This window comes from Chitinophaga qingshengii, from assembly GCF_014529935.1.
GTDB classification, from domain to species: Bacteria; Bacteroidota; Bacteroidia; order Chitinophagales; family Chitinophagaceae; genus Chitinophaga; species Chitinophaga qingshengii.
In genome coordinates this window covers 557,785-582,771 of sequence record NZ_JACVFC010000001.1, presented here as the reverse complement: position 1 = coordinate 582,771, position 24,987 = coordinate 557,785, and the positions used below count along the sequence as shown (strand labels likewise).

Sequence of the window (24,987 nt, the reverse complement as noted above, 5' to 3'; positions counted from 1 at the left end):
GTCAATCTAAAACTCATCAAACATGTCTGATCATAAATTTATCAATGTACTAGCGCTCCTGGAACGCGCCAATGAGGATGGAATAAAAATATCCCTCGAAGAAAATGAACTGGTTGTGCAGATCGAAAAGGACAGAGAAATTGATGGTTTATTCCTGGATGAGCTGAGAAACCACAAAACTCATTTAATTGACTACCTGAAAACTACCCGGCAGCCTGCTTCCGATCAAACACCCGGCAACAGGATAGATCCGGAACGCAGAAAATCGGTCACCCGTATCCCGCTTTCGTTTAGCCAGGAACGTTTGTGGTTCATCGATCAGCTGGAAGGTAGCGTACCTTATCATATCCCCACGGTGTTACGACTGAAAGGCCGCCTGGACCGCCACGCGTTGCAGCATGCCTTACAAACGATCGTTAACCGGCATGAAGTGTTGAGAACGGTCATCGGTCAGCAGTCCGGTATCGCCTACCAGCACATACTGGCGCCCGGCGCCTGGCAACTGGAAATTGTGGACGAACCCCTGTACGTCAATAACGAGGCTGCTTTGCAGGACTTCATCAAAAAACTGATCGATACTCCCTTTGATCTGGCCGCAGATCATATGTTGCGGGCGCATCTGATTATCCTGGGGGCAGAAGAGCATATCCTGGAAGTGACCCTACACCATATCGCTTCCGATGGATGGTCTACCGGTATTATCGTACAGGAGCTGGTGGAATTATACAAGGCGTACATTGAAAACCGCGCCCCGCAACTGCCGGAGCTGGAATTGCAATATGCCGATTTTGCCATCTGGCAGCAGGAAAATCTTTCAGGGGAAGGACTGGAAAAACAACTCAGTTTCTGGAAACAGAAACTGGGCGGCGTAGCGGCTTTACAGCTGCCGCTGGACTTCCCCCGTCCGCCAATACAAAGCCCCCGCGGCGCCGCTACCAGCTATAAACTGGATCTTGCCTTGCTGCAACAGCTGCGCACATTATCGCGCCAGCAAGGCACTACCTTATTCATGACCTTACTGGCTGCCTTTAAAGTGTTATTACACCGCTATAGCGGTCAGGATGATATTTGTGTGGGCAGTCCCATTGCCGGCAGGGTGCGTAAGGAAATAGAAGGGCTGATCGGCTTTTTCGTCAATACCCTGGTATTGAGAGATGACCTGGGTAACAACCCTGCTTTCACCACGCTATTACAACAGGTGAAAGAAACCACCCTTCACGCTTACGAACACCAGGACGTGCCGTTTGAAAAAATTGTGGACGCTGTTATTGAAAACAGGGACCAGAGCCGCCCGCCGTTGTTCCAGGTAGCCTTTGTGTTGCAGAACATGCCGGAAGTGCCGGATCTCCACCTGGGTGAGGTGGAGTTCTCTTCTGTAAAAACAGCGCAGGACATGGCCCGTTACGATATGACTGTAACAACGGAAGAAGGACCGGATGGTTTGTTCATCGGAGTGGAGTATTGCATCGACCTGTTCACCAAAGGCACCATCGACCGTATGATGGGACATTTTGAGCAACTGCTGCGTTCTGTCGTAGCTGCTCCTGCTACGAGAATAGGTTCGCTGTTGCTGTTAAACAATGCGGAAGAACAACTGTTGCTGCATACTTTCAACAATACTGAAACCCCTTATCCCACCGATGCTTCCATCGTTTCATTGTTTGCGGAGCATGTGACTGCCACCCCGGATGCGCCGGCCCTGGTGCATGGCAACACTACGCTGACCTACCGGCAGCTGGATGAAAGATCCAACCAGCTGGCCCATTACCTGCATGGTAAAGGCGTGAAGGCGGAAACACTGGTACCCATCTGTATTGACCGCTCTCCGGAGATGATCGTCAGTATACTGGGTATCCTCAAGGCAGGTGGCGCCTACGTGCCCGTTGACCCGGAATACCCGCTGGAAAGAATCAACTATATACTGGCTGATACCGGCGCGGGTATTATTCTGACCAACGAAAATATCATCGCCAAGCTAAGAAGCACTACCCACGCCGTTAGCATCGTTACACTGGATAACGACGATATCATCGGGCCTTTCCCCAAAACGCCGTTGCAGCTGGATATCAAATCTACGCAACTGGCTTATGTGATCTATACTTCCGGTTCTACTGGTCAGCCTAAGGGTGTATTAGCCACGCAAAAATCGCTGGTCAACCTGATTCATTGCCAGAGCAGGGAATACAATATCGGCCGCGATGAAAGAATATTGCTCGTATCCAACTATATTTTCGACGCTTCGGTAGAACAAATATTTTTCGCCTTGCTGAATGGCTGTGCGTTGGTATTGGTAGATACCACTACGCAACTGGATACGGTATTATTTGAAAAATTCCTCACCGATCAGCATATTACCCACCTGGAAGCCACGCCCAGCTTCCTGATGAATCTAAGACCAGGTACTTATGGCGGACTAAAAAGGATTGTTTCAGGAGGGGAGTTGTGCCGAAAAGTATTTGCCGATAAATGGACCGGACTGGTGGATTTTTATAACATCTACGGGCCTACGGAAACCACGGTCTCCGCTATCGTATACCGCTATACGCCGGATAGTGCCGGATCAGGTGAGGCGTTGCCTATCGGCCGCCCGCTGGCCAACGTGAAGGTATATCTGCTGGATACACACGGAAACCCGGTACCCGTGGGCGTTACGGGAGAGCTGCACATTGGCGGTGCTGGTCTTACCCGTGGTTACCTGAACCGTTCGGATTTAACCACCGCGAAATTTGTCAGTAACCCTTTCAGCCAGGAACTGGGAACGCTCATGTACAAAACCGGCGATCTTGCCAAATGGCTGCCCGACGGTAATATCGAATACCTGGGCAGAGCAGATGACCAGGTGAAAGTCCGCGGCTTCCGTATAGAACTGGGAGAGATAGAAAATATCCTGCAACAGTCCGACCTGGTAGACCGCATTGCTGTCGTAGCCAAAGGAGAAGACAACAACAAACGGCTGGTGGCCTACGTCGTACCGGCAGGAGCCTACGATCCGGAAGGTATCCTGGCTTATGGTAAAACACTGTTGCCTGAATATATGCTGCCATCGCTGATGGTGGAACTGAAACAAATGCCCATGACACCCGGCGGTAAGGTAGACAGAAAAGCCCTGCCGGACCCGGATGTGATGGGGCTGCAAACGGGTACCCATGTGGAACCCCGCAATCCTGTAGAAAAGAAAGTGGCGGAGATTTTTGAAGAGGTGCTGGAAGTGTCAGGGGTAGGTGTATATGATGATTTCTTTAAACTCGGTGGCGACTCCATTATGGTGATCACACTGGTGACCCGCATCCGGGAGGCATTTGACCAGGAGGTGAAACTGTTTGAAGTATACGGTACGCCTACGGTAGAGCAAATCGCCCGTATGCTGGATAACCGGGAAGTTGCTGAACCGGTGGATACTGCCGTGCAGGAATTGGAAAAAGAAATCGCCGCCCTGAAGGAACAAGTGCTGAGCAGCCGTGAAGATGCCGCACTCATAGAAGATGTTTACCCGATGAGTGATATACAGAGCGGAATGGTATACGCTTCCCAGATAAACCCCGAGCTGGGTATCTATCATGATCAGATGGGACACCTGCTGGCAAAGGGACTGGACCCGGTCGTGATGGAGAAAGCGCTTTCCATGCTGTCGCAAAAACACGCTATCCTGAGAACGACATTTGATCTGCACTCCCATAAAGAAGGTTTACAGCTGGTACATAAGGAAATACCTGTGAAGGTGGAATACCTGGATTACGGGACCCTGAGTGATGAAGAAGCAAAAATCCGTATTGATAACTACCTGAAAGAAGAACGTACACGCCCGCTGCAAATGGACAAGGCGCCTACCTGGCGTGCCACGGTGTTTAATCTGAAAGAGCATTCTGCCTTCCTTTTCCAGTGCCATCACGCTATCATTGATGGCTGGAGCGATGCGTCCTTTAATACGGAACTGAATAACCTTTACCTGAGACTCAAAGCAGGAGAGGAGGTGCCGCCATTGGAGCCGCTTAAATGCTCCTACAGGGACTATGTGATTGAACAGATCATCGAAAAAAGAAACGCAGAGAACCGCGAATTCTGGCAGCAGGAGCTGGCAGAATACAAGCGGCTCAACATCTTCACCCAGGAAGCAGAAGATAAAAGGCTGGTAACAACCTATGAACCGGCTTATCTGGCATTGTTGCAACAACGGACCAAAGAAGACGGGCTCACTGTAAAAGGTTTGCTTTTTGGTGCGATGTTGTTCGCCCTGAATATGCTGACGCATGAAGATGAGGTGACGGTTGGACTGGTAACGAATAACAGGCCGGCGAAAGAAGATGGTGAAAAAGTAATTGGCTGTTTCCTGAATTCACTGCCTTTCCGTTTTCAGCAGGATAAACTGGCCTTCACCTGGAAAACCTACTTCAGACAAATAGAAAACAAACTGGTGGAAATGAAAAAACGGGACAGGGTGAGTCTGCCTGAAATCATTAAAATCACCGGTGAACAATTCCTGGAAGGCAACCCCTTCTTCGATGTGCTCTTTAACTTTACCAACTTCCATGTGTATAAAAACATGGAAGAAGGACTGGCAGAAGAAGGTCCGCATGAATTGAACAATGTGCTGAGTTATGGTGTGGTGAACACTTACCTGACCTGCAACCTCAGCATCAGCGGAGACGTGCTGGTGGTGAACAACTCCCTCAAACGTAAATTTAAGTCCGGCGATTCCCTGGAAGCGCTGCAACATTATTTTGATGCAGTGCTGACCGGCTACCTGGAACAATATGAAGCGCCGGTCAACAGGAACGCTATCCACACAGCGGCTGAACTGAAGCAACTGATGCCGGCTCCGGCGGTGGGGTATCCGAAACAGAAAAATATTGTGGACCTGTTTACCGAACAGGCCAACCGTACGCCGCTGAACATTGCGGTCGTATACGAAAAACAGACGTTGACGTACGGAGAGTTACACGAACGTTCTTCCCAGCTGGCCCGCTACCTGCGGCAACAGGGTGTCACAGCCGAAATGCTGGTGCCGGTTTGTATTGACAGGAGTGTGGACATGATCGTGGCAATATTGGGTATCTTAAAAGCTGGTGCAGCTTATGTACCGGTAGATCCTTCCTATCCGTTGGACCGTATCCGTTATATCCTCGAAGATACAGCGGCCACAATCGTTGTCAGCAGCAGTCAATGTGCGGAAGTTTGTCATCAGGCCGCTGCGGGACTGAATGTGGTGGCACTGGATACCGACTGGGATATGATCAGCCGGGAATCCGCAGCAGCGTTGGATATCACCATCGATCCGCATCATCTGGCATATGTGATTTATACATCCGGTTCTACCGGTAAACCCAAAGGCGTGCTGATAGAACATGTGAATGTGGTCCGCCTGTTTAAAACAGATGCTCCCTTGTTTGATTTTACGGAAGCGGATGTATGGACCATGTTCCATTCCTTCTCTTTTGATTTTTCTGTATGGGAGATATATGGAGCCTTGTTCTACGGTGGACGGTTGGTAGTAGTACCGAAAGAGGTGACCAAAGATACCGCGCAATTCGGAGAGCTGCTGATAAGGGAAGGTGTGACCATCCTCAATCAGACGCCGTCGGCATTCTATGCCTTGCAGGATTACCTGACCGCCCGGCAACATCCGACCGCTATCCGTATCGTCGTCTTTGGCGGCGAAGCGTTGAATCCTTCCCGTATTAAACCGTGGAGACAATTATACCCCGATTGCCGCCTGATTAACATGTATGGTATCACGGAAACCACCGTGCACGTTACCTTCCAGGAGTTGACGGATGATCAGCTGGACAGCAGCACCAGCGTAATCGGTAAACCTATTCCTACCTTATACGCCTATATCCTGAACAAATATCAGGCGTTGACACCTGTCGGTGTGGCAGGAGAGCTATATGTAGGCGGTATGGGCGTAGCCAGGGAATATCTCAACAGACCGGCATTATCGGCCGGGAAGTTTATTGCTGATCCGTTTATTCCGGGCAACAGGCTTTACCGCACCGGTGACCTCGGTCGCTGGCTGCCGGATGGTACCATAGAATACCTGGGCCGTATCGACGACCAGGTGAAGATCCGCGGTTTCCGTATTGAGCTGGGAGAGATTGAAAGCGCCTTACTGGAATATGAAGCGGTGAGCAAAGCGATTGTACTCAACCGCCCCGATCGCAATGGCAATGGCCGACTGGTAGGATATGTGGTGCCGCAGGGTACCTTTGATAAAAATGCTATACTGGCCTACCTGAGAGAGCGGCTGCCGGAATATATGGTACCATCGTTGCTGGTGGAACTGGATCATCTGCCGCTGACCATCAACGGTAAAATCGATAAAAAAGCCTTACCCGATCCGGATGAAGCGGCCCTGCTGGCCAGCTTATACGTGGCGCCCCGGAATGAATCCGAACAGCAACTGGCAGACATCTGGAAAGAGTTGCTGGGAGTAGAACAGGTAGGCATACACGATAATTTCTTTGAGCGCGGCGGACACTCCTTATCTGCCACCCGATTGATCTCTATACTGAGAAACAGGCTGGCGGCAGAACTATCTATCCGCGATTTGTTCCTGCATCCTACCATAGCCAGTCTGGCGGCACGTTTACATCAACAGGACAAAAACACCCGCCCTGCGGTTACCGTGATAGAAAGACCTGCGCATATTCCGCTTTCATTCAGCCAGGAAAGACTTTGGTTCATTGACCGCCTGGAGGGAAGTATACAATACCACATACCAGCGGTGTTGAAGTTGAAAGGCGCACTGGATATATCCGCCCTGGAATATGCTTTTCAACAGATCGTCAACAGGCATGAAGTATTGAGAACAGTAATCCGTGAAGAAAAAGGAAAACCCTATCAACTGGTGCTGGCGCCGGATACCTGGCAGCTGGATGTAAGGTTGGTAGCGCCGGCGCATAAAAATGAGGCGAAGCTGAAGGAACTCATCAACGCCCTCTTTGAAGTGCCGTTTAGCCTGACGGCCGATCATATGCTGAGAGCGCATTTGCTGGTACTGGATAAAGAAGAGTATATCCTGCAGATAACACAGCATCATATTGCGGCAGACGGATGGTCTACCGGAATTATTGTGGGGGAACTGGTAGCATTGTATAATGCACTGGTGTCCGGCAATACCGCTGTACTGCCGCCATTGCCCGTGCAGTATGCGGATTATGCGCTCTGGCAGCGGAACTATCTCTCCGGTGAAGTACTGGATACACAGTTATCGTACTGGGAGCAGCAACTCTCAGCTACTACGCCGCTGCAATTGCCAACGGACCATAAACGTCCGCCGGTACAGCCGGTACGGGGCGACAGCTTTGATTTTAAGCTGGACAAAACATTATCGGCCCGGTTGAAAACATTGTCGCAGCAGCAGGGTACTACCTTGTTTATGACATTGCTGGCGGCGTTTAAAGTATTACTCTACCGTTACAGCGGGCAGGAAGATATTTGCATAGGTACCCCGGTTGCCGGCAGAACACAGCAGGAGCTGGAAGGCCTGGTAGGTTTCTTCATCAACACCCTGGCCTTGCGCAGTCAGCTGCGTGATAACCTGTCCTTCACTGATTTACTGCAAACCGTAAAAGAAACGACGCTCACCGCCTATGATAACCAGGATGTGCCCTTTGAAAAAATTGTAGAGCGGGTGATGAAAGTGCGCGACCTGAGCAGAACACCGCTGTTCCAGGTGATGTTTGTGTTGCAGAATTTGCCGGAATCCGCAGCCTTGCAGCTGGGCAGTGTCAGCATCGAATCCGAAGAAGTGGCACACAGCTTCGCTCAGTTTGACCTGTCGTTGTCTGTACAGGAAGATGGGGAAGGACTCAGCGGTAGCATCGTATACTGTGCCGACTTGTTTGACGCCGCTACGATCGGCAGGATGACCCGTCATTTCAGCCGGTTGCTGGAAGCCATTGTGCAAGCGCCTGCTACGAACATACATCAGCTGTCGCTGCTTTCCCAGGATGAAACACAGCAGTTGTTATATAGCTTTAACAGCACCTATAGAAATTACCCGGCTAATAAAACCCTGACAACACTGTTGGCGGAACAGGTAGCCCGCACGCCGGATGCGGTGGCACTGGTGTTTGAAGGTAATAAACTCAGTTACCGTGAATTGGACGAACGGTCCAACCAACTGGCCCATTACCTGGTACGTCATGGCGTAGGTACGGAGACGTTAGTCCCCATCTGCCTCGATCGTTCCTTTGAAATGGTGATCGGTATATGGGGCATCCTCAAAGCCGGCGGTGCTTATGTGCCGATTGATCCTGAATATCCGGCAGAAAGAATACGCTTCATGCTCGCCGATATCAATGCCGACCTGCTGCTCAGCACTTCCGCGCATACTGCTGTCATCAACGGCACGACCGGTACCCGGCAAACCATCCTCCTCGATGCGGAATGGACACAGATCGCGGGAGAACCTATCTCCCCGGTGAAAACAGTCGTACAACCGCAGCAACTGGCTTATGTGATTTATACTTCCGGTTCTACCGGTGTTCCTAAAGGTGTGATGAATGAACATGCCGGCGTAGTGAACAGGCTGCTATGGGCGCAGGAGTATTTTGCGCTTACTGCCGAAGACGCTGTTTTGCAAAAAACGACCTTCTGTTTCGACGTCTCTGTATGGGAACTGATATGGCCTTCGCTGGTCGGAGCGCGGTTAGTACTGGCCGCTCCGGGCGGACAAAAAGAACCGGCCTATCTGAAAAATATCATCGCGCAGGAAGGTATTACCACTATCCACTTTGTGCCTTCCATGCTGGACCTTTTCCTGGAACAGGTTACGGCCGGTGAACATATAGCATTACGCCGTGTGATATGCAGCGGCGAAGCCCTGAAACCGCAGCAGGTAAATACTTTCCGTACGAAACTGCCGGTTCCGGAACTGTATAACTTATACGGACCTACGGAAGCCGCTATCGACGTGACCTACTGGCAGGCGCCTAAAACCGGGGCGGACATTGAAATAGTGCCCATCGGCAAACCGGTCGCCAATACCCGGCTCTATGTGCTGGATAAGTCCGGCAATATTGTACCGCCGGGCGGCATAGGGGAACTGCATATTGGCGGTATTCAGGTGGCCCGTGGTTATCTCAATCGCCGGGAACTGACAGCGGAGAAATTTGTACCCGATACTTTCAGCCAGCAGGACGGCGCCAGACGCTACAAAACCGGCGACCTTGTGAAATGGCAGCCTGACGGTAACCTGGAATACATAGGCCGCATCGATGATCAGGTGAAAATCCGTGGTTATCGTATAGAGCTGGGAGAGATTGAAAATGTACTGCAAGGCCATGATGCCGTCAGCCAGGCAGTAGTGGTAGCACAGAAAAACGCTGTAACAGACCAGTACCGTTTGATTGGTTATGTAGTACCCCGTAACAAATTCGACAGACAGGAATTACTCACCTACCTGTCTTCCAGATTACCGGACTATATGACGCCATCGCTGCTGATTGAGCTGGAAGCGATTCCGCTCACTACCAACGGAAAGATAGATAAACAGGCCTTGCCTGTTCCGGACACTACAGCGCTGACGGCAGAAGACTACGTCGCTCCCCGTAATGAAACGGAACAGCTGCTGGTCGATATCTGGCAGGAGCTGCTGGGTGTATCACGGATAGGCACATACGATAACTTCTTTACGCTGGGTGGCCATTCACTGCTGGCCATGCGACTGATCGCGGAAGTCAGCGAAGTATTTGGTGTGGAACTGTCGGTGAGGACTATCTTCCAGCTGGTGACCGTGGAAGCCCTTGCGAAATATATCAAACTACATCAGCTGCAACAACAGCCCGAAGATGATGATGCAGACATCATAGAACTGTAAAGCGCTGTTGTTATGAAAACTCTTTTTCATCCTTAAATTCCTTTAACATGCCCGGATTTAACCTGGTAGATATTATTGACCTGCTGGAAAAAGCAAATGATAACGGGGTTAATGTATCTTTCGATAATGATAAACTGATTGTAAAAACCGATAAGAAGAAGACGGTTAATAACTCCCTGCTGGCTGAACTGAAAGCGAATAAAGATAACCTCGTTGAATATTTTCAAAAGTATACCCAGCATAAAACCACTACCGCCCGACGTAAAAAAATAACGGCAAGAGATAGTCAGGCTGTTACAACTATACCGTTGTCCTTTAACCAGGAACGCCTGTGGTTCATCGATCAGCTGGAAGGTAGCGTGCAATATCATCTTCCGGCAGTGCTGCGGCTGAAGGGGCGCCTGAACCGCCCCGCGTTAGCCGAAGCTTTGCAGCTGGTTGTGAACCGCCATGAAATTTTGCGCACCGTCATCCTGCAAAATGACGGGGTGGCTTATCAGCAGGTACAGCCGAAAGACAGATGGGAGCTTATTCAGGAAGATGTGCAACATCTCCGGGACCATCACGCTGCCTTACAGGAGCACATCAAATCACTGACGGACATACCGTTTGATTTGTCTGCGGACCATATGCTGCGTGCACACCTGCTGACTTTGTCGGAAGAAGAATATGTACTGGTGGTTACCATGCACCACATCGCCTCCGATGGCTGGTCGCTGGGTATCCTGGTGCAGGAGCTGGCCGCTTTTTACCGGGCGGTGACTGAAGGCCGTGCGGCCGATCTGGCGCCACTGCCGGTACAATACGCCGATTTTGCGCTTTGGCAGCGGGACTATCTCTCCGGCGAAGTGCTGGACAGAAAGCTGGACTACTGGAAAAAACAACTGGGCGGTGTGGCCACCCTGCAATTACCGGCCGACTTCAAACGCCCGGCTATACAAAGTATCCGCGGCGCGGTACTGGAATTTAACCTGGATGGAAAACTGGCGGCGGCACTCAAAGCACTGGCCCAACAACAGGATGCCACGTTGTTTATGACGTTGCTGGCAGCGTTCAAGGTATTGTTATACCGCTACAGCGGTCAGCATGATATCTGTGTAGGTAGTCCGGTGGCCGGCAGAACGCAGCACGAAATAAACGGTCTGGTGGGCTTCTTCATCAATACCCTCGCACTACGCAGCGACTTGTCCGCAGATCCGTCTTTTCTGCAATTGTTGCAACAGGTAAAAGAAACCACTTTGTCTGCTTATGAACACCAGGATGTGCCATTTGAAAAAATAGTGGAAGCAGTGGTGAAAACCCGTGATATGAGCAGCACGCCTGTATTCCAGGTAATGTTTTCGTTGCAGAATATCCCCGATGCAGGTAGTCTTGAATTGAATGACATTGAACTGATTCCGGAAGAAATCAAACATGATACGGCTAAACTGGACCTTACCCTGAATCTGAGGGAAAGCGCGGATGGCCTCACCGGTGTGATAGAATATGGGGTGGATGTATTCAGTGCAGCCACCATATCCCGTATGGTCGCTAATTATCAGCAATTGCTGGAAGCGATTGTACAAACACCTTCCCAGCCGGTGAGCCGGTTGTCCGTTGTTAGCCGGGAAGAACAGCGCCAGCTGGAGGTTTTCAACGCTAACGTTACCGGCTATCCGAATAAAACGGTGCTGGCTCTTTTGGAAGAACAGGTGAAAAAAACGCCGGCAGCGGTGGCGGTGAGCTACGAGGGTGTGCATCTCACTTACCAGGAGCTGGATAACCGCTCCAACCAGGTGGCGCATTATCTCAAGGACAACGGAAACAAACACGGCGATGCCATAGGGCTGTTATCCTACCGTGGTCTGGACATGATTGTTGCCATCTGGGGTATCCTGAAAAGCGGCGGCACTTATGTTCCCATTCACATCGACTATCCGGCGGAAAGGGTAAAAGCCATATTGGAAGACGCAGGTATTCAGCAGGTATTGTATACGGACAGTTCGTTGTTTAATGCGCTGGAACTTCCTGCTGCTATAGGTTTACCGATAACGAATGCCTGGAGTTTCCCCGCCGATGGATTGATGGTAGATGTAAATCCCGGTAATGCGGTGTACATTATGTATACTTCGGGTTCTACCGGCAAACCCAAAGGTATTGCGGTGAACCACCGGAACATTGTGAAGCTGGTGTATGAACCCGGTGCTATTGCCATTTTGCCGGAAGATAAAGTATTGCAATGGTCCAATTATGCCTTCGATGGTGCTACCTACGATATATACGGCACGCTGCTGAAAGGCGCTTCGCTGTTCATGATCCCGGATGCGGCAGCATCCGATGTATATGAGCTGGCTGCCATTATGGAACGGGAGCAGATCACCTTCTGTTTTATGACGACGGCGTTGTTCAATAATTTTACGGATAGCAGGCTGGAAGGGTTGCAATCGCTGCGCAGGCTGCTGTTTGGCGGAGAGCTGGTATCCGTGCCGCATGTAAGCCGCGCCCTGTCACAGCTTGGTCCGGATGTGATGGTGCACATGTACGGTCCTACTGAAACTGTGGTATATGCCACCAGTTATCCTATCCGGGACGCTGCGGGCAAACGCACTATCCCGATAGGCACGCCGTTGGCTAATACGCAGTTGCTGGTATTGGATCAGCAAGGGCAACCGGTACCCATCGGGGTAAGCGGGGAATTGCATATAGGCGGTGCCGGTGTAGCGATAGGTTATGTTAACAATGATGCACTGACGGCTGAAAAATTCATTACCCTGGATAAATACCCCGGCCGCTGGTATAAAACCGGCGACCTGGTACACTGGCAGGCAAACGGTACCATTGTATATGTAGGCCGCATGGATGACCAGGTGAAAGTGCGCGGCTATCGCATAGAACCGGGAGAGATAGAAAACGTATTGAAAGATTGTGCCTGGGTGAGTCAGGCGGTGGTGATAGCCAAAAAGGAACAGAACAGTCATCATAATAAACTGATAGGATACATCGTACCGGAAGGTGTATTTGAAAGAGAAAAAATAGTCGCCTACCTGCGGGAGAGGCTGCCGGATTATATGGTGCCGTCGCTATTGATGGAGCTGAAGGAGCTGCCGCTGAACGTAAATGGCAAGGTAGACAAAAAAGCCTTGCCTGCCCCGGATGATACGGCGGTAGTCCGCCGCCGGCACGTGGCGCCTTCCAATGAAACAGAGCGTACGCTGGCTGATATCTGGCAGGACTTACTCGGCATACAACAGGTAGGCATATACGATAACTTCTTTGAACTGGGGGGCGATTCCATTGTCTCTATCCAGGTGGTCGCCCGTATCCGGCGCTCCGGCTATGTGTTGCAGCCACGGGATCTTTTCACGCATCAAACCATTGAACGCCTGGCCGCTGTATTGCAGGGGCGAAAGGAGAGTGCTGCCACGGGAGAACAGGGCATATTGTCCGGAGAAAGCGGGTTGCTGCCGGTACAGCAATGGTATTTTGATCTGGTGGAAGATAATACCAGTGCACACTTTAACCAGAGCGTGTTGCTGGGCATCGATAAAAAGGTAGATGCTGCCGTGTTGGATACCGCTATCAGAAAACTGGTGCAGTATCATGACGCATTACGTTTCACCTACACACATACAGACACCGGCTGGAAACAGGAATATGGCTCCGCCAGCGGAGCATTACAGGTAGTGGACCTGCAGCAGGTAGCTACCAGTATCACCGCTGTCTGCGAAAGTTTTCAGAAAAAGCCGGATGTGCTGGCCGGCCGAATGATCTGCCCGGTACTGATACTGACACCAGGCTCCGTATCCGGCAACAGATTGTTGCTGACCATTCACCACCTGGTGGTGGATGGTGTTTCCTGGCGTATCCTCCTGGAAGATCTGCAATTACTGCTGAATAATGATCCGGCGAAAAAAGCGGAAGAGGTACTGGGACCTAAAACCAGTTCCTACCGCCAGTGGTACGGGGCGCTGACTGCGTATGCCCGTCGCCGTAGTTTGCTGGGACAAGAGGCTTACTGGCGGCAGGTAACTGCAGATCATCTGCCGCTGAAAACAGACAGGCCGCATACCGGAAAGACTACCGTAGCGGATGTGCAACTGTACAGTGCCGCATTGGAAACTACCCTAACCAGGCAACTGTTGCAGGATAGTGCAGCATCCTATCATACTGAAATCAATGACCTGCTGCTGGCCGCACTGGCGCTGACCCTCTCCGAGTGGAACGGGCACAACAAAGTACGTATAGGCCTCGAGGGCCACGGCCGCGAAGCGATCGCCAAAGAGGTAGATACCAGCCGTACCGTTGGATGGTTTACCAATATGTACCCGGTACTGCTGGAGCTGCCGGATACAACAGATTACGGAAGGCGGATCATATCTGTCAAAGAGCAACTGCGCAAAGTGGCTGACAAAGGACTGGGGTATGGTGTGCTCAAATACATCAGCAAAGCGGATTTCCTGCAACAGCAGCAGCCCTGGGATGTAGTGTTCAACTACCTTGGTCAGCTGGACAACACCGTATCCAGGGAAGGCTTGTTCACCGGCGCTCCCGAATCAACAGGCATACCCATGGGCGCGGAGTTCCCCGTTCATGACAAGATAGTGGTCAATAGTATGGCGGAAGGCGGACAGCTGGTATTTAACTGGGCTTTCAGCCGTCAGCATTTTGATGAAAGCACCATTGAAAAACTGGCACAGTCCTGTTTATCCCACCTGGAGCAACTGATCCGGCATTGCGTAGCGCGGCCTGCTGCCGTCTATACGCCGGCGGATTATGGACTGAGCGCTGAAGTATCGTATGAGGCGCTGGAACGCTTCCTGGAAGCGCCTTACAACGGCGCGCCACGCAAAGCGCAGCTGTCAAATCTCTGCCGCCTTAGTGGCTTGCAGGAAGGGATGCTGTTTCTCGGTTTATACAATGAACAAGCCGGCACTTACGTGGAGCAAATGAACTGTGAGCTGGAAAACCTGCAGTCGGAAGCCTTTAAACAGGCCTGGCAGCAGCTGTTAGGCCGTCATAGTATTTTGAGAAGCGCCTTCCATGCAGATGAGTTTAATATACCGGTGCAGTGTATTTACAAGGAAGCATTGCTGCCGGTGACGGAACTGGACTACCGGGGTATGAGCAGCATTGAGCAGGAGCAGGCTTTCCGGGAATATGAACAGGAAGACCTGCGTCGTGGATTCGACTTTACCGCAGCTCCTCTCATGAGAATCGCCCTGATACGTTTGTCGGAAGAGCATTACCGTTTATTGTGGACAGTGCATCACATCCTGCTGGATGGCTGGTCCCAGCCGGTGCTCATTGGTGAACTGCTCGAAACCTACGAAGCGCTGCTGGCGGGCAAAACGCTGCCGGAAGCAGCAGAAGACCGCTACGAAGATTATATCCGTTACCTGGAACAACAGGATAAAGAAGCTGCCGCTACCTACTGGCAACGCTACCTGCAGGATATGGAAGAGGGCTGCCTGCTGCCGTTTGTAAGCGCCACCGCAGCCCGTACGAAAGGAGTGGGCGCCTACCGGGAAGAAAAAATCATCCTGGATGAATCCATCACTCAAAAAATAAATACCTGGACACAGCAACAGCATATTACGCCGAATACCCTGATGCAGGGCATCTGGAGTTTCCTGTTATCGACCTATACCGGCCGTAAGGATATAGCCTTTGGCGTTACTGTTTCCGGTAGGCCGGAAGACCTGCCAGGCGTGGAACAACGCGTAGGGCTGTATATCAATACGCTGCCGCTTCACGCGAAAGTGGCGACCGACAGGGAACCAGGCGATTGGTTACGGCAACTGCAAACCACACAATTGCAAAGCCGGGAATTCCAGTATACAGGATTGAACGAAATTTTACAATCGACACCGGCAGGTGGCGATTTATTCGACACTTCCATCACTTTCCAGAACTTTCCGGTAGGGGAAGTAGTAGCTTCCAGGGAATGGCAGCTGAAAGTAACAGCAGTGGAAGTCCATCCGCATACCAACTACCCATTGACTATCATCATTGGTATCGGTAGAGAAACCAGCCTGCTATTTAGTTATAACAGCGATCTGCTCGATCCTTTTTATGCAGCGCAAATAGCCACTCACTTTAAGCAGGTGCTGCTGCAGCTCATCGATCAGCAGGTAACAAAGTTGCAGGATATTAACCTGCTCACTCCGGCAGAACATGCGTTGTTATTGCCTTTCAACCAGGTACCTTATCCGCACGACAAAACATTCCCGGTGCTGTTTGCAGCCCAGGCGCTTCGCACACCGGATGCTGTAGCCGTGGTGTTTGAAGATACTCAGTTCACCTACCGCGAACTGGATGAACGCGCCACGCAGTTGGGGCATTATCTGCGCTTGCTGGGCGTGAAATCAGGTTCGCTGGTACCGCTTTACATAGAAAGATCGGCCCTCATGGTGGTGGGGATATTAGGTATCCTTAAAGCCGGCGCCGCTTATGTGCCTATTGATCCTGATTTTCCGGCTGACCGTGTCGCCTTTATCCTGGCCGACACGGCTGCCGCCGTGGTGGTGAGCAGCGCGGCCGGTAAAGGCCGTTTGCCGGGAGGTAGGTTGATTATCGCGCTGGACGAGGATATGCCGGTGATCTGCAGCATGGATATTATGGCGCCATTGCCGGCGCCTGCCCCGCAAGATCCGGTATATGTTATTTATACTTCCGGCAGTACCGGTAACCCTAAAGGCGTGCTGGTCACGCACCGGAACCTGCTGGATTATATTTTTGGCCTGCAATCCGCCCTGCCAATTGCCGACAGCCGGTCATTTGCGCTGCTGTCCAGCATCGCAACGGATCTGGGTAACACGGTATTGTTCCCGTCATTGCTCAGCGGTGGTCCACTCCATGTATTCTCCAAAGACATGATCAGCGATGGGGAATCACTGAACCGTTATTTCTCTTCGCATCCGATAGATTGTATCAAGATAGTGGCGTCCCACTGGAAGGCATTGTCTGCCGGCGGAACATTATTGCTGCCGGAGAAGTTGCTGATATTTGGCGGGGAAGCGCTGGAAACAGCTATCATCCACAATATCAGGGCATCCGGCTGGGAGGGCATGATCGTGAATCACTATGGCCCAACGGAAACGACTATCGGAAAACTGCTGCATGTGGTAGATGATATTGTATCGTATGGTCATTATATTCCGGTAGGTAAACCGTTCTCAAATACCCGCGTATATGTATTGAACGAATCCGGAAAGCTAAGTCCGGTGGGTGTTGCAGGTGAACTATATATTGGGGGAGATGGGGTGGCTGCCGGTTATCTGAATAACGAAGCGCTTACAGTCAGCCGCTTTGTAGAGGACCCGTTTACCGGCGACGGCAGCATCTTATACCGTACAGGCGACGTCGTTAGGGTGTTGCCGGATGGTAATATATTGTTTGCCGGAAGAGCCGACGACCAGGTGAAAATCCGCGGCTATCGCGTGGAGTTGGGAGAAGTGGAAAGAGGGTTATTGCAGCAGGAAGGTGTACAGCAGGCAGTGGTAGTGGCCCGTGGTGATGACAGTGGTAACCGCAGACTGGTGGGATACGTGATCATCTCGCCGGAACAAACAGATATTACCGCGCTGACAGCCGGACTGAAAAAAGTGCTGCCGGATTATATGGTGCCTTCCGCGCTGGTGGTAATGGATAAATTCCCCTTGCTGGCCAATGGTAAGGTGGACAGAAAATCATTGCCAGACCCTGAAAGAGAAGTACAGGAGGGCATTACAGCAGCGCCGGTAACTCAAACGGAACAAGCGTTGGCCGCTATATGGTCTGCCTTGCTGGAAGTGGAATCAGTAGGCGTCCACGACGATTTCTTTGCCCTGGGAGGTCACTCCCTGCTGGCTATCCGCGTGGTGTCCGCTGTCCGTAAACAGCTGAATGTGGAAATCAAAATCGGCGATGTATTTGACTATCCTACCATCGAAGCACTGGCTGCCAAAATCACCGGCAGCGGCGTGAAAAATACCGCTCCGCAACTGGTGGCGGCCACCAGACCGGCGCATATACCTTTATCGTATAGCCAGGAACGTTTGTGGTTCATCGATCAGCTGGAAGGTAGTACCCATTACCATACGCCGCATATACTGCGGCTTAGCGGAACGCTGGACCATGTGGCTTTGTCAAAGGCATTGCAACTGGTAGTGAACCGGCATGAAATACTGCGTACGGTGATGGTACAGGAAGATGGAAATGTATGGCAACGGATCATGGAAAAAGATCAATGGCAGCTGAATATATTGACAGACCTGCCTTTCGCGCTGGATACACCTGCCTTCCATACCTATGTGAAATCACTGATAGACCTGCCTTTCGACCTGCAACGGGACCATATGCTGCGCGCGCACCTGCTGGTATTCAGTGATACCGAACAGGTACTGGTATTAACCCTGCATCATATTGCCTCCGACGGCTGGTCTACCGGTATTCTCGTCAGCGAGCTGGAAGAAGGGTATGCCGCTTTCTCTACCGGTCGCCCGGTACAGCTGCCGGCCCTGCCCATTCAATATGCCGACTATGCCATCTGGCAACGCAGCCATCTGACACCGGAAGTGCTCGGCGCTAAAACAGATTACTGGAAAACCCAACTGAGCAACGTAGAAGCGTTACAGTTACCCACCGATTATAGCAGGCCGGCGGTACAAAGTATTCGCGGGCGTACCCGGCACTTTGAACTGGATAAAGCCTTGTCGGACCGCCTGCAACAACTCTCGCAGCAGGAAGGAGCTACCTTGTTTATGACCTGCCTGTCGGTATTTAATATCCTGATGTACCGCTATACCGGCGCCGATGATATCTGTGTCGGCACACCCATCGCGGGCAGAACACAACAGGAAACAGAGGGGCTGATAGGCTTCTTTATCAATACCCTGGCCTTGCGTGCGGATCTCAGCGATAACCCGTCTTTTGTGTCGCTGTTGCAACAAGTGAAACAAACCACTTTAAGTGCTTACGAACACCAGGAAGTGCCTTTTGAAAAAATAGTGGAACTGGTGGTGAAAGACCGTGATATGAGCCGTCATCCATTGTTCCAGGTAATGTTTGTATTGCAGAATATGCCGGAAGCGGATTCCCTGGAGATGGGAACTGTGCAGATGTCTGCACTGGGTACCGAAGAAGTGGCGGCTAAATTTGACCTGACCGTTTACTTACAGGAAGGTCCGCAGGGACTGAACGGATTTGTGGTATTCTGTGCCGACCTGTTTACCGATGAAACAATCGACCGGATGATGCGGCATTTCAAACAATTGCTGGAAGCCGCCACCACTAATCCTGCAGCTGCTATTCGGGACCTGCCACTGTTGTCGGTAGAAGAACAGGCCCAACTGCAGCATGCCTTCAACGACACTGCCAAACCTTATCCGCAGGATAAAACAATCCCGGCGTTGTTCTCCGAACAGGCGAAACTGACTCCCACGGCGCCGGCATTGGTTTTCGGGGAACAAACATTGACCTACCAGGAATTGGAACAACGCGCCAACAGGCTGGCCAACTACCTGCGTCGTAAAGGCGTGCGGGAAGAAGAGATGGTGCCTGTTTGCCTGGACCGCTCTCCTGAGCTGATCGTTGCTATATTAGGTATTCTGAAAGCCGGGGCAGCTTATGTACCGGTGGATGCAGACTATCCGGAGGAACGTATAGCCCTGATGCTGGCGGATACCCATGCTGCTATCGCTATCAGCGACACCGCTGCCGGCGCTGTTTTACGATCCACCAAGCCTGACCTGGAAATCATCCATATGGATGAAGCGGCCACCATTTTATATGATGAGTCAACCGCCGCGCCAGACATCAACATACAATACAACAGTCTCGCCTATGTCATCTATACCTCCGGTTCTACCGGCAGACCTAAAGGGGTGATGGTTACCCACCAGAACGTTGTCAGCCTGGTGAAAGGAACTGATTATATCTCCCTGACACCTGCTGATATCATGCTGTCCACCGGTTCCCCTTCCTTCGATGCCAGCACCCTGGAATACTGGGGCATGTTGCTCAATGGAGGACTGTTGGTGCTTTGCCCGCTGCATACATTGCTGGACCACACTTTGTTGAAAGCGGAAATCAGTAACCGGAAAGTAACAAAGATGTGGTTTACCGCCAGCTGGCTCAATCAGCTGACAGATACCGACATTACGGTGTTTGAAGGATTGGATACTATCCTGGCCGGTGGAGAAAAACTCTCTGAGCAACATATCGAAAGAATACACAAAACTTACCCGGACCTGACGATTATTAACGGTTACGGTCCTACGGAAAATACTACATTCTCGCTGACCTACCAGGTAGATGATCAGTCCCTGAAACACACCATTCCTATCGGGCGGCCGCTGAGTAACCGTCAGGCCTATATCCTCGATGAACAGCGTCACTTATGCCCCATTGGTGTGCCGGGAGAGATTTATGTTGGCGGGGCGGGGCTTTCCCGGGGATACCTGGACCGGCCGGAACTGACGACCGAAAGATTTGTGGAGCATTCCTTTGATAACAGGACGACTACCCGTTTGTATCGTACCGGAGATGTGGGTAGATGGTTGCCGGACGGTAGTATCGTTTACATGGGCCGCACGGATGACCAGGTGAAGATACGTGGCTACAGGATAGAACCAGGTGAAATTGAGAATGTATTATTAACCAGCGAACAGGTAAAACAGGCGGTGGTTATTGCCGCTAAAGATGAACAAGGCGCCTTCAGCTCCCTGATAGCCTACATCGTACCTGCCGGTGTATTTGAGAAAGAAGCCATCAACGCCTATCTCCATGAACGCCTGCCGGAATACATGGTACCTTCTGTGTTGGTAGAATTGGAACAGCTGCCCTTAACCACCAATGGTAAAGTAGATAAACGTGCCCTGCCTGCGTATGATACCGCGCTGCTGAATGCAGATACTTACGTAGCGCCACGTAACAGTATGGAACAACACCTGGCGGCTATATGGGAACAATTGCTGGGAGTAGAACGGGTAGGGATACACGATAATTTCTTTGAGCTGGGAGGGCATTCCCTGCTGGCAGTCAGACTCATGTCTGCCATCAAAAAGGAAATGCAGGCCGCCATCCAGATCGGTGATGTCTTTGATAGTCCGACGTTGCGGCAGCTGGCCCGGAAAATACAGGACAGCGTAGTGTCTACCATACCGGTGATTGTACCCAGAACAGACAATACACACATTCCATTGTCTTTCAGTCAGGAACGCTTCTGGTTTATCGATCAGTTTGAAGGCAGTACCCATTATCATGTGCCATTGGTACTGCAGCTGAAATCCGCACCGGATACAGCTGCACTGACCTTTGCCTTCCAAACCCTGATCAACCGTCATGAGGTGCTACGTACGGTGATCATACAGGAAGAAGGGGTCGCTTATCAACATATAGGAGATAAAGACCGCTGGGAGTTACAGTTGATGGATGGAGCACAGTACGACAACGACAGGGACGCCCTGGAAGGACTGGTGCAATCCCTGATCAGTAAGCCATTTAATCTTTCAGCTGATCATATGCTGCGGGCCCACCTGATTGCTTTAAATGAGGAAGAACACCTGCTGGTGGTGGTATGGCATCATATTGTTTCTGACGGCTGGTCTGTCAGCATCATTATACGGGAACTGGGAGAACTATACGATTCGTATATACGTCAGCGTGCCTATGATCTTCCGGACATGCCGGTGCAATACGCCGATTTTGCTATCTGGCAGCGAAAATACCTGTCCGGTGAGGTATTACAGCGAAAAACCGAATACTGGAAGAACAAGCTTACCGGCGTGGAGTCGCTGCAGCTGCCGCTTGACTTTGCGCGGCCACCGGTGCAAAGCCTGCGTGGTGCTACGAGCCGCTTCCTGATTCCGCCCGATTTAACCGCCAGGTTACACGCGTTGTCCAGGCAGGAAGGCGTAACCCTCTTCATGACATTACTGGCGGCCTATAATGTGTTATTACACCGCTACAGCGGTCAGGATGATATTTGTGTGGGTAGTCCCATTGCCGGCAGGACCCAGCAGGAAACGGAAGGGCTTATCGGCATCTTCATCAACACCCTGGCACTGCGTTCCGACCTGGGCAATAATCCTTCTTTCCTGACATTCCTGCAACAGGTACGGGAAACGACATTGGGTGCTTATGAACATCAGGAAGTACCATTTGAGAAAGTGGTGGAAGAAGTGGTGAAAGAGCGTGATCTAAGTCGTCATCCACTGTTCCAGGTCATGTTCATCTTACAGAACACACCGGAGGTACAGTCCTTTAATCTCGGTGAAGTACCGATGGAGCAACAGGGCGTAGCCCGCGTAACAGCGCAGTTTGATTTGATGGTAAGCCTGGAAGAAGGGGAGGAAGGTCTGATGGGCACCGTATTGTATTGTGCTGATTTGTTTGTGCCTGAAACCATCCGGCAGCTGACCACCCATTTTGTACAGCTGCTCGGCGCCATTGTCGCCGCGCCGGAAACGCCCATCGGTAAGCTTTCCATGCTGACAGCTGCGGAACGGGAGGAGCTGTTGTATACTTACAATGATACGGCAGTGGCCTTTGATCCTATCCCATCCTTGCCTGCGTTCTTTACCCGGCGGGCAGCGTTATGTCCGGATGCCATCGCCGTGATGGCCGGAGAAGAAACGGTTATCTACCGGGAGCTGGACCAGCGTTCCGATCAGCTGGCGCATTACCTGCATAGTAAAGGTGTTACCACCGGATCACGGGTACCTGTCAGCGTAGAGCGTTCGCCGAACATGGTAGTGGCGGTACTGGGCATCCTGAAGGCAGGCGGCACCTATGTACCCATTGATGCAACATTTCCGGAGGCCCGGTTGCGTTATATCCTGGAGGATACCGGCGCGTCGGTAGTGGTTACCACCAGGACGGGAGCAGAGAGAATGAGCTTCTATACCGCAGCTGATTTTGTTGAAATAGATACGCACTGGCCGCAGATAGTACAGGGAAGCCAGGGGAAAGCGCCGTTGATAACAGCACCTTCTCCGCTGATGTATATCATCTATACCTCCGGTACCACCGGTAATCCGAAGGGGGTTGAAATGCTGGCTGGAGCGGTGATTAACCTGCTGCAATGGCAACAGACACAGTTCGATACCAGTGAACCCAAACGTATCCTGCAGTTCGCCAGCCTGAACTTTGATGTGAGCTTCCAGGAAATATTCAGCGCAATATGCTTTGGTAACACGATCTGCCTGATAAATGAAGACATACGAAGAGACGCGGATGCTTTGCTGCGATTAATCGACCGGCAACAGATACACTACCTGTTCCTGCCTTATGTGGTATTGAAAAATCTCGCGGAATATGCCCAAATAGCCTCGCTGTATCCGGCTTCGCTGAAGGCGATATACACGGCAGGGGAGCAGTTGCGGCTGGATGCTGATATCAGGACTTTATTGCGTAACACCGGTGCGGTACTATATAACCACTACGGCCCTACGGAGGTGCATGTGGGTACTTCCTATCTGGTGGAGGACCGTGATTTTGATACCCGTTTCCTGCCACCGGTAGGTAAACCGATCTGCAATGCCAGTATTTATATTCTCGATACCAACGGTGAACTGTGCGGAAAAGGAGTGCAGGGAGAGATATGTATAGGAGGAGCGCAGGTAGCCAAAGGGTTCCTGAACAAACCGGAACTGACGGCACAGAAATTCCTGCCGGATCCTTTCAGCAAAGTGCCGGGCGGCCGCTACTATAGAACCGGAGATATAGGCCGCTGGCTGCCGGATGGCAATATTGAATACCTGGGCCGTCTGGATGACCAGGTAAAAATCCGCGGTTATCGCATTGAACTGGGCGAGGTGGAAAGCATCCTGCAACAGTGTCCGCTGGTGCAAAAATCCGTCGTGCTGGCGAAGTCTGACAGTAACGGCATGAAACGCCTCGTTGGGTATGTGGTACCGGAAACCACTTTTGACCGGGACGAAATCATGGCATTCCTGAAAGGCAGGTTGCCTGAATACATGGTTCCATCCATACTCATTGAGATGGAATCCATGCCGCTGACCATCAACGGTAAAGTGAATAAACGGGCTTTGCCTGATCCTGCCGCCGATGAACTGCTGGGTGGAAAGTATGCCGCACCACGAAATGAGATGGAACAGGCCCTCGTGAATATATGGCAGGAATTGCTGGCGGTACAACGGGTAGGTATATACGATGATTTCTTTGAGTTGGGTGGACACTCATTACTGGTCGTACGGGTGGTATGGACCATCAGAAAAGTATTGCAGGTAGAAATAACCAACCGGGAGATCTTTGCTTATCCTACCGTGGCGGCCCTCGCTGCCGTGCTGGAAGAAAGACGAAAATGGCAACGTAGCACAGGTAGTGGCGCGGCTTCAGACGCGAAGGCCAGCCAGCATATTGTATTGATGAACAAAGGTCCGCAGGAATACCCTGTTTTCCTGTTCCCCGGTGCTATCGGCCTCTGCGACGCCTACGAACAGCTGGCAGCTGCACTCAATGATACCTGCGCCGTATATGGCTTGTATATGCAGGGCATCTTTGAAGGTGAAACGCCATTAGACAACTTCGCCGATATAGCCGCGCAGAATATCACCTGGATGAAACAGGTGCAGCCGGAAGGTCCCTACCGGTTCATGGGACACTCTTTCGGTGGCTACATCGTTCATGAAATGGCCCGTCAGCTGGAAGCGCAGGGAGAACAGGTAACGCTCGCGGCTATACTGGATACTACGGCCGAGGTGAGACGACAGGTACATCAACAGGAACTGATCGGCGGAGAAGTATTTGAATCACTGGTCTGGATATTTGAACAATACAATATCATCTCCGTACCGCATCCGGAATGGGTAGCCCAGTTGGGTAAAGCGCTGGAAACAGTAGACCCCAAAGAGGTAATTCCTTTTGTGCTGGAATTCATTAAGGATAAGATGAGTAATGATTATATAGAATTTGTGTTAAGACTTACGGATGTACATCGTTATAATTTATCCATGGATTATACCGTCACTGAAAAAGTCCATACGCCGCTGACAGTTGTCAAGGCTGCCGCTAACCAGTGGAGTGGAGCAGATGAACATTTGGGATGGTCTGCCTATGGAACACAGGTAACCGGAACTACCGTTCCTGGACACCACGGTTCCATGATTGAAGGTGAAAACGTCCTGGTGCTGGCAGCCTACCTGAAGGAAAAATTAAGCTGAAACCCTTTTATATCATCAATCTTA

2 protein-coding genes are annotated in these 24,987 nt (G+C 51.3%); both read left to right on the top strand.

Features of this window, described 5'->3' with window-relative positions; all coding sequences use genetic code 11:
* The first annotated feature begins 22 nt into the window (after window positions 1–22).
* Window positions 23–9,820, top strand: coding sequence for a non-ribosomal peptide synthetase (locus ICL07_RS02105; RefSeq protein ID WP_188086295.1), 9,798 nt, complete (start codon window positions 23–25; stop codon window positions 9,818–9,820).
* Between the two features lie 47 nt (window positions 9,821–9,867).
* On the top strand, window positions 9,868–24,963 hold the full coding sequence (locus tag ICL07_RS02100) for a non-ribosomal peptide synthetase (RefSeq protein ID WP_188086294.1): 15,096 nt from the start codon (window positions 9,868–9,870) through the stop codon (window positions 24,961–24,963).
* Window positions 24,964–24,987 lie beyond the last annotated feature (24 nt).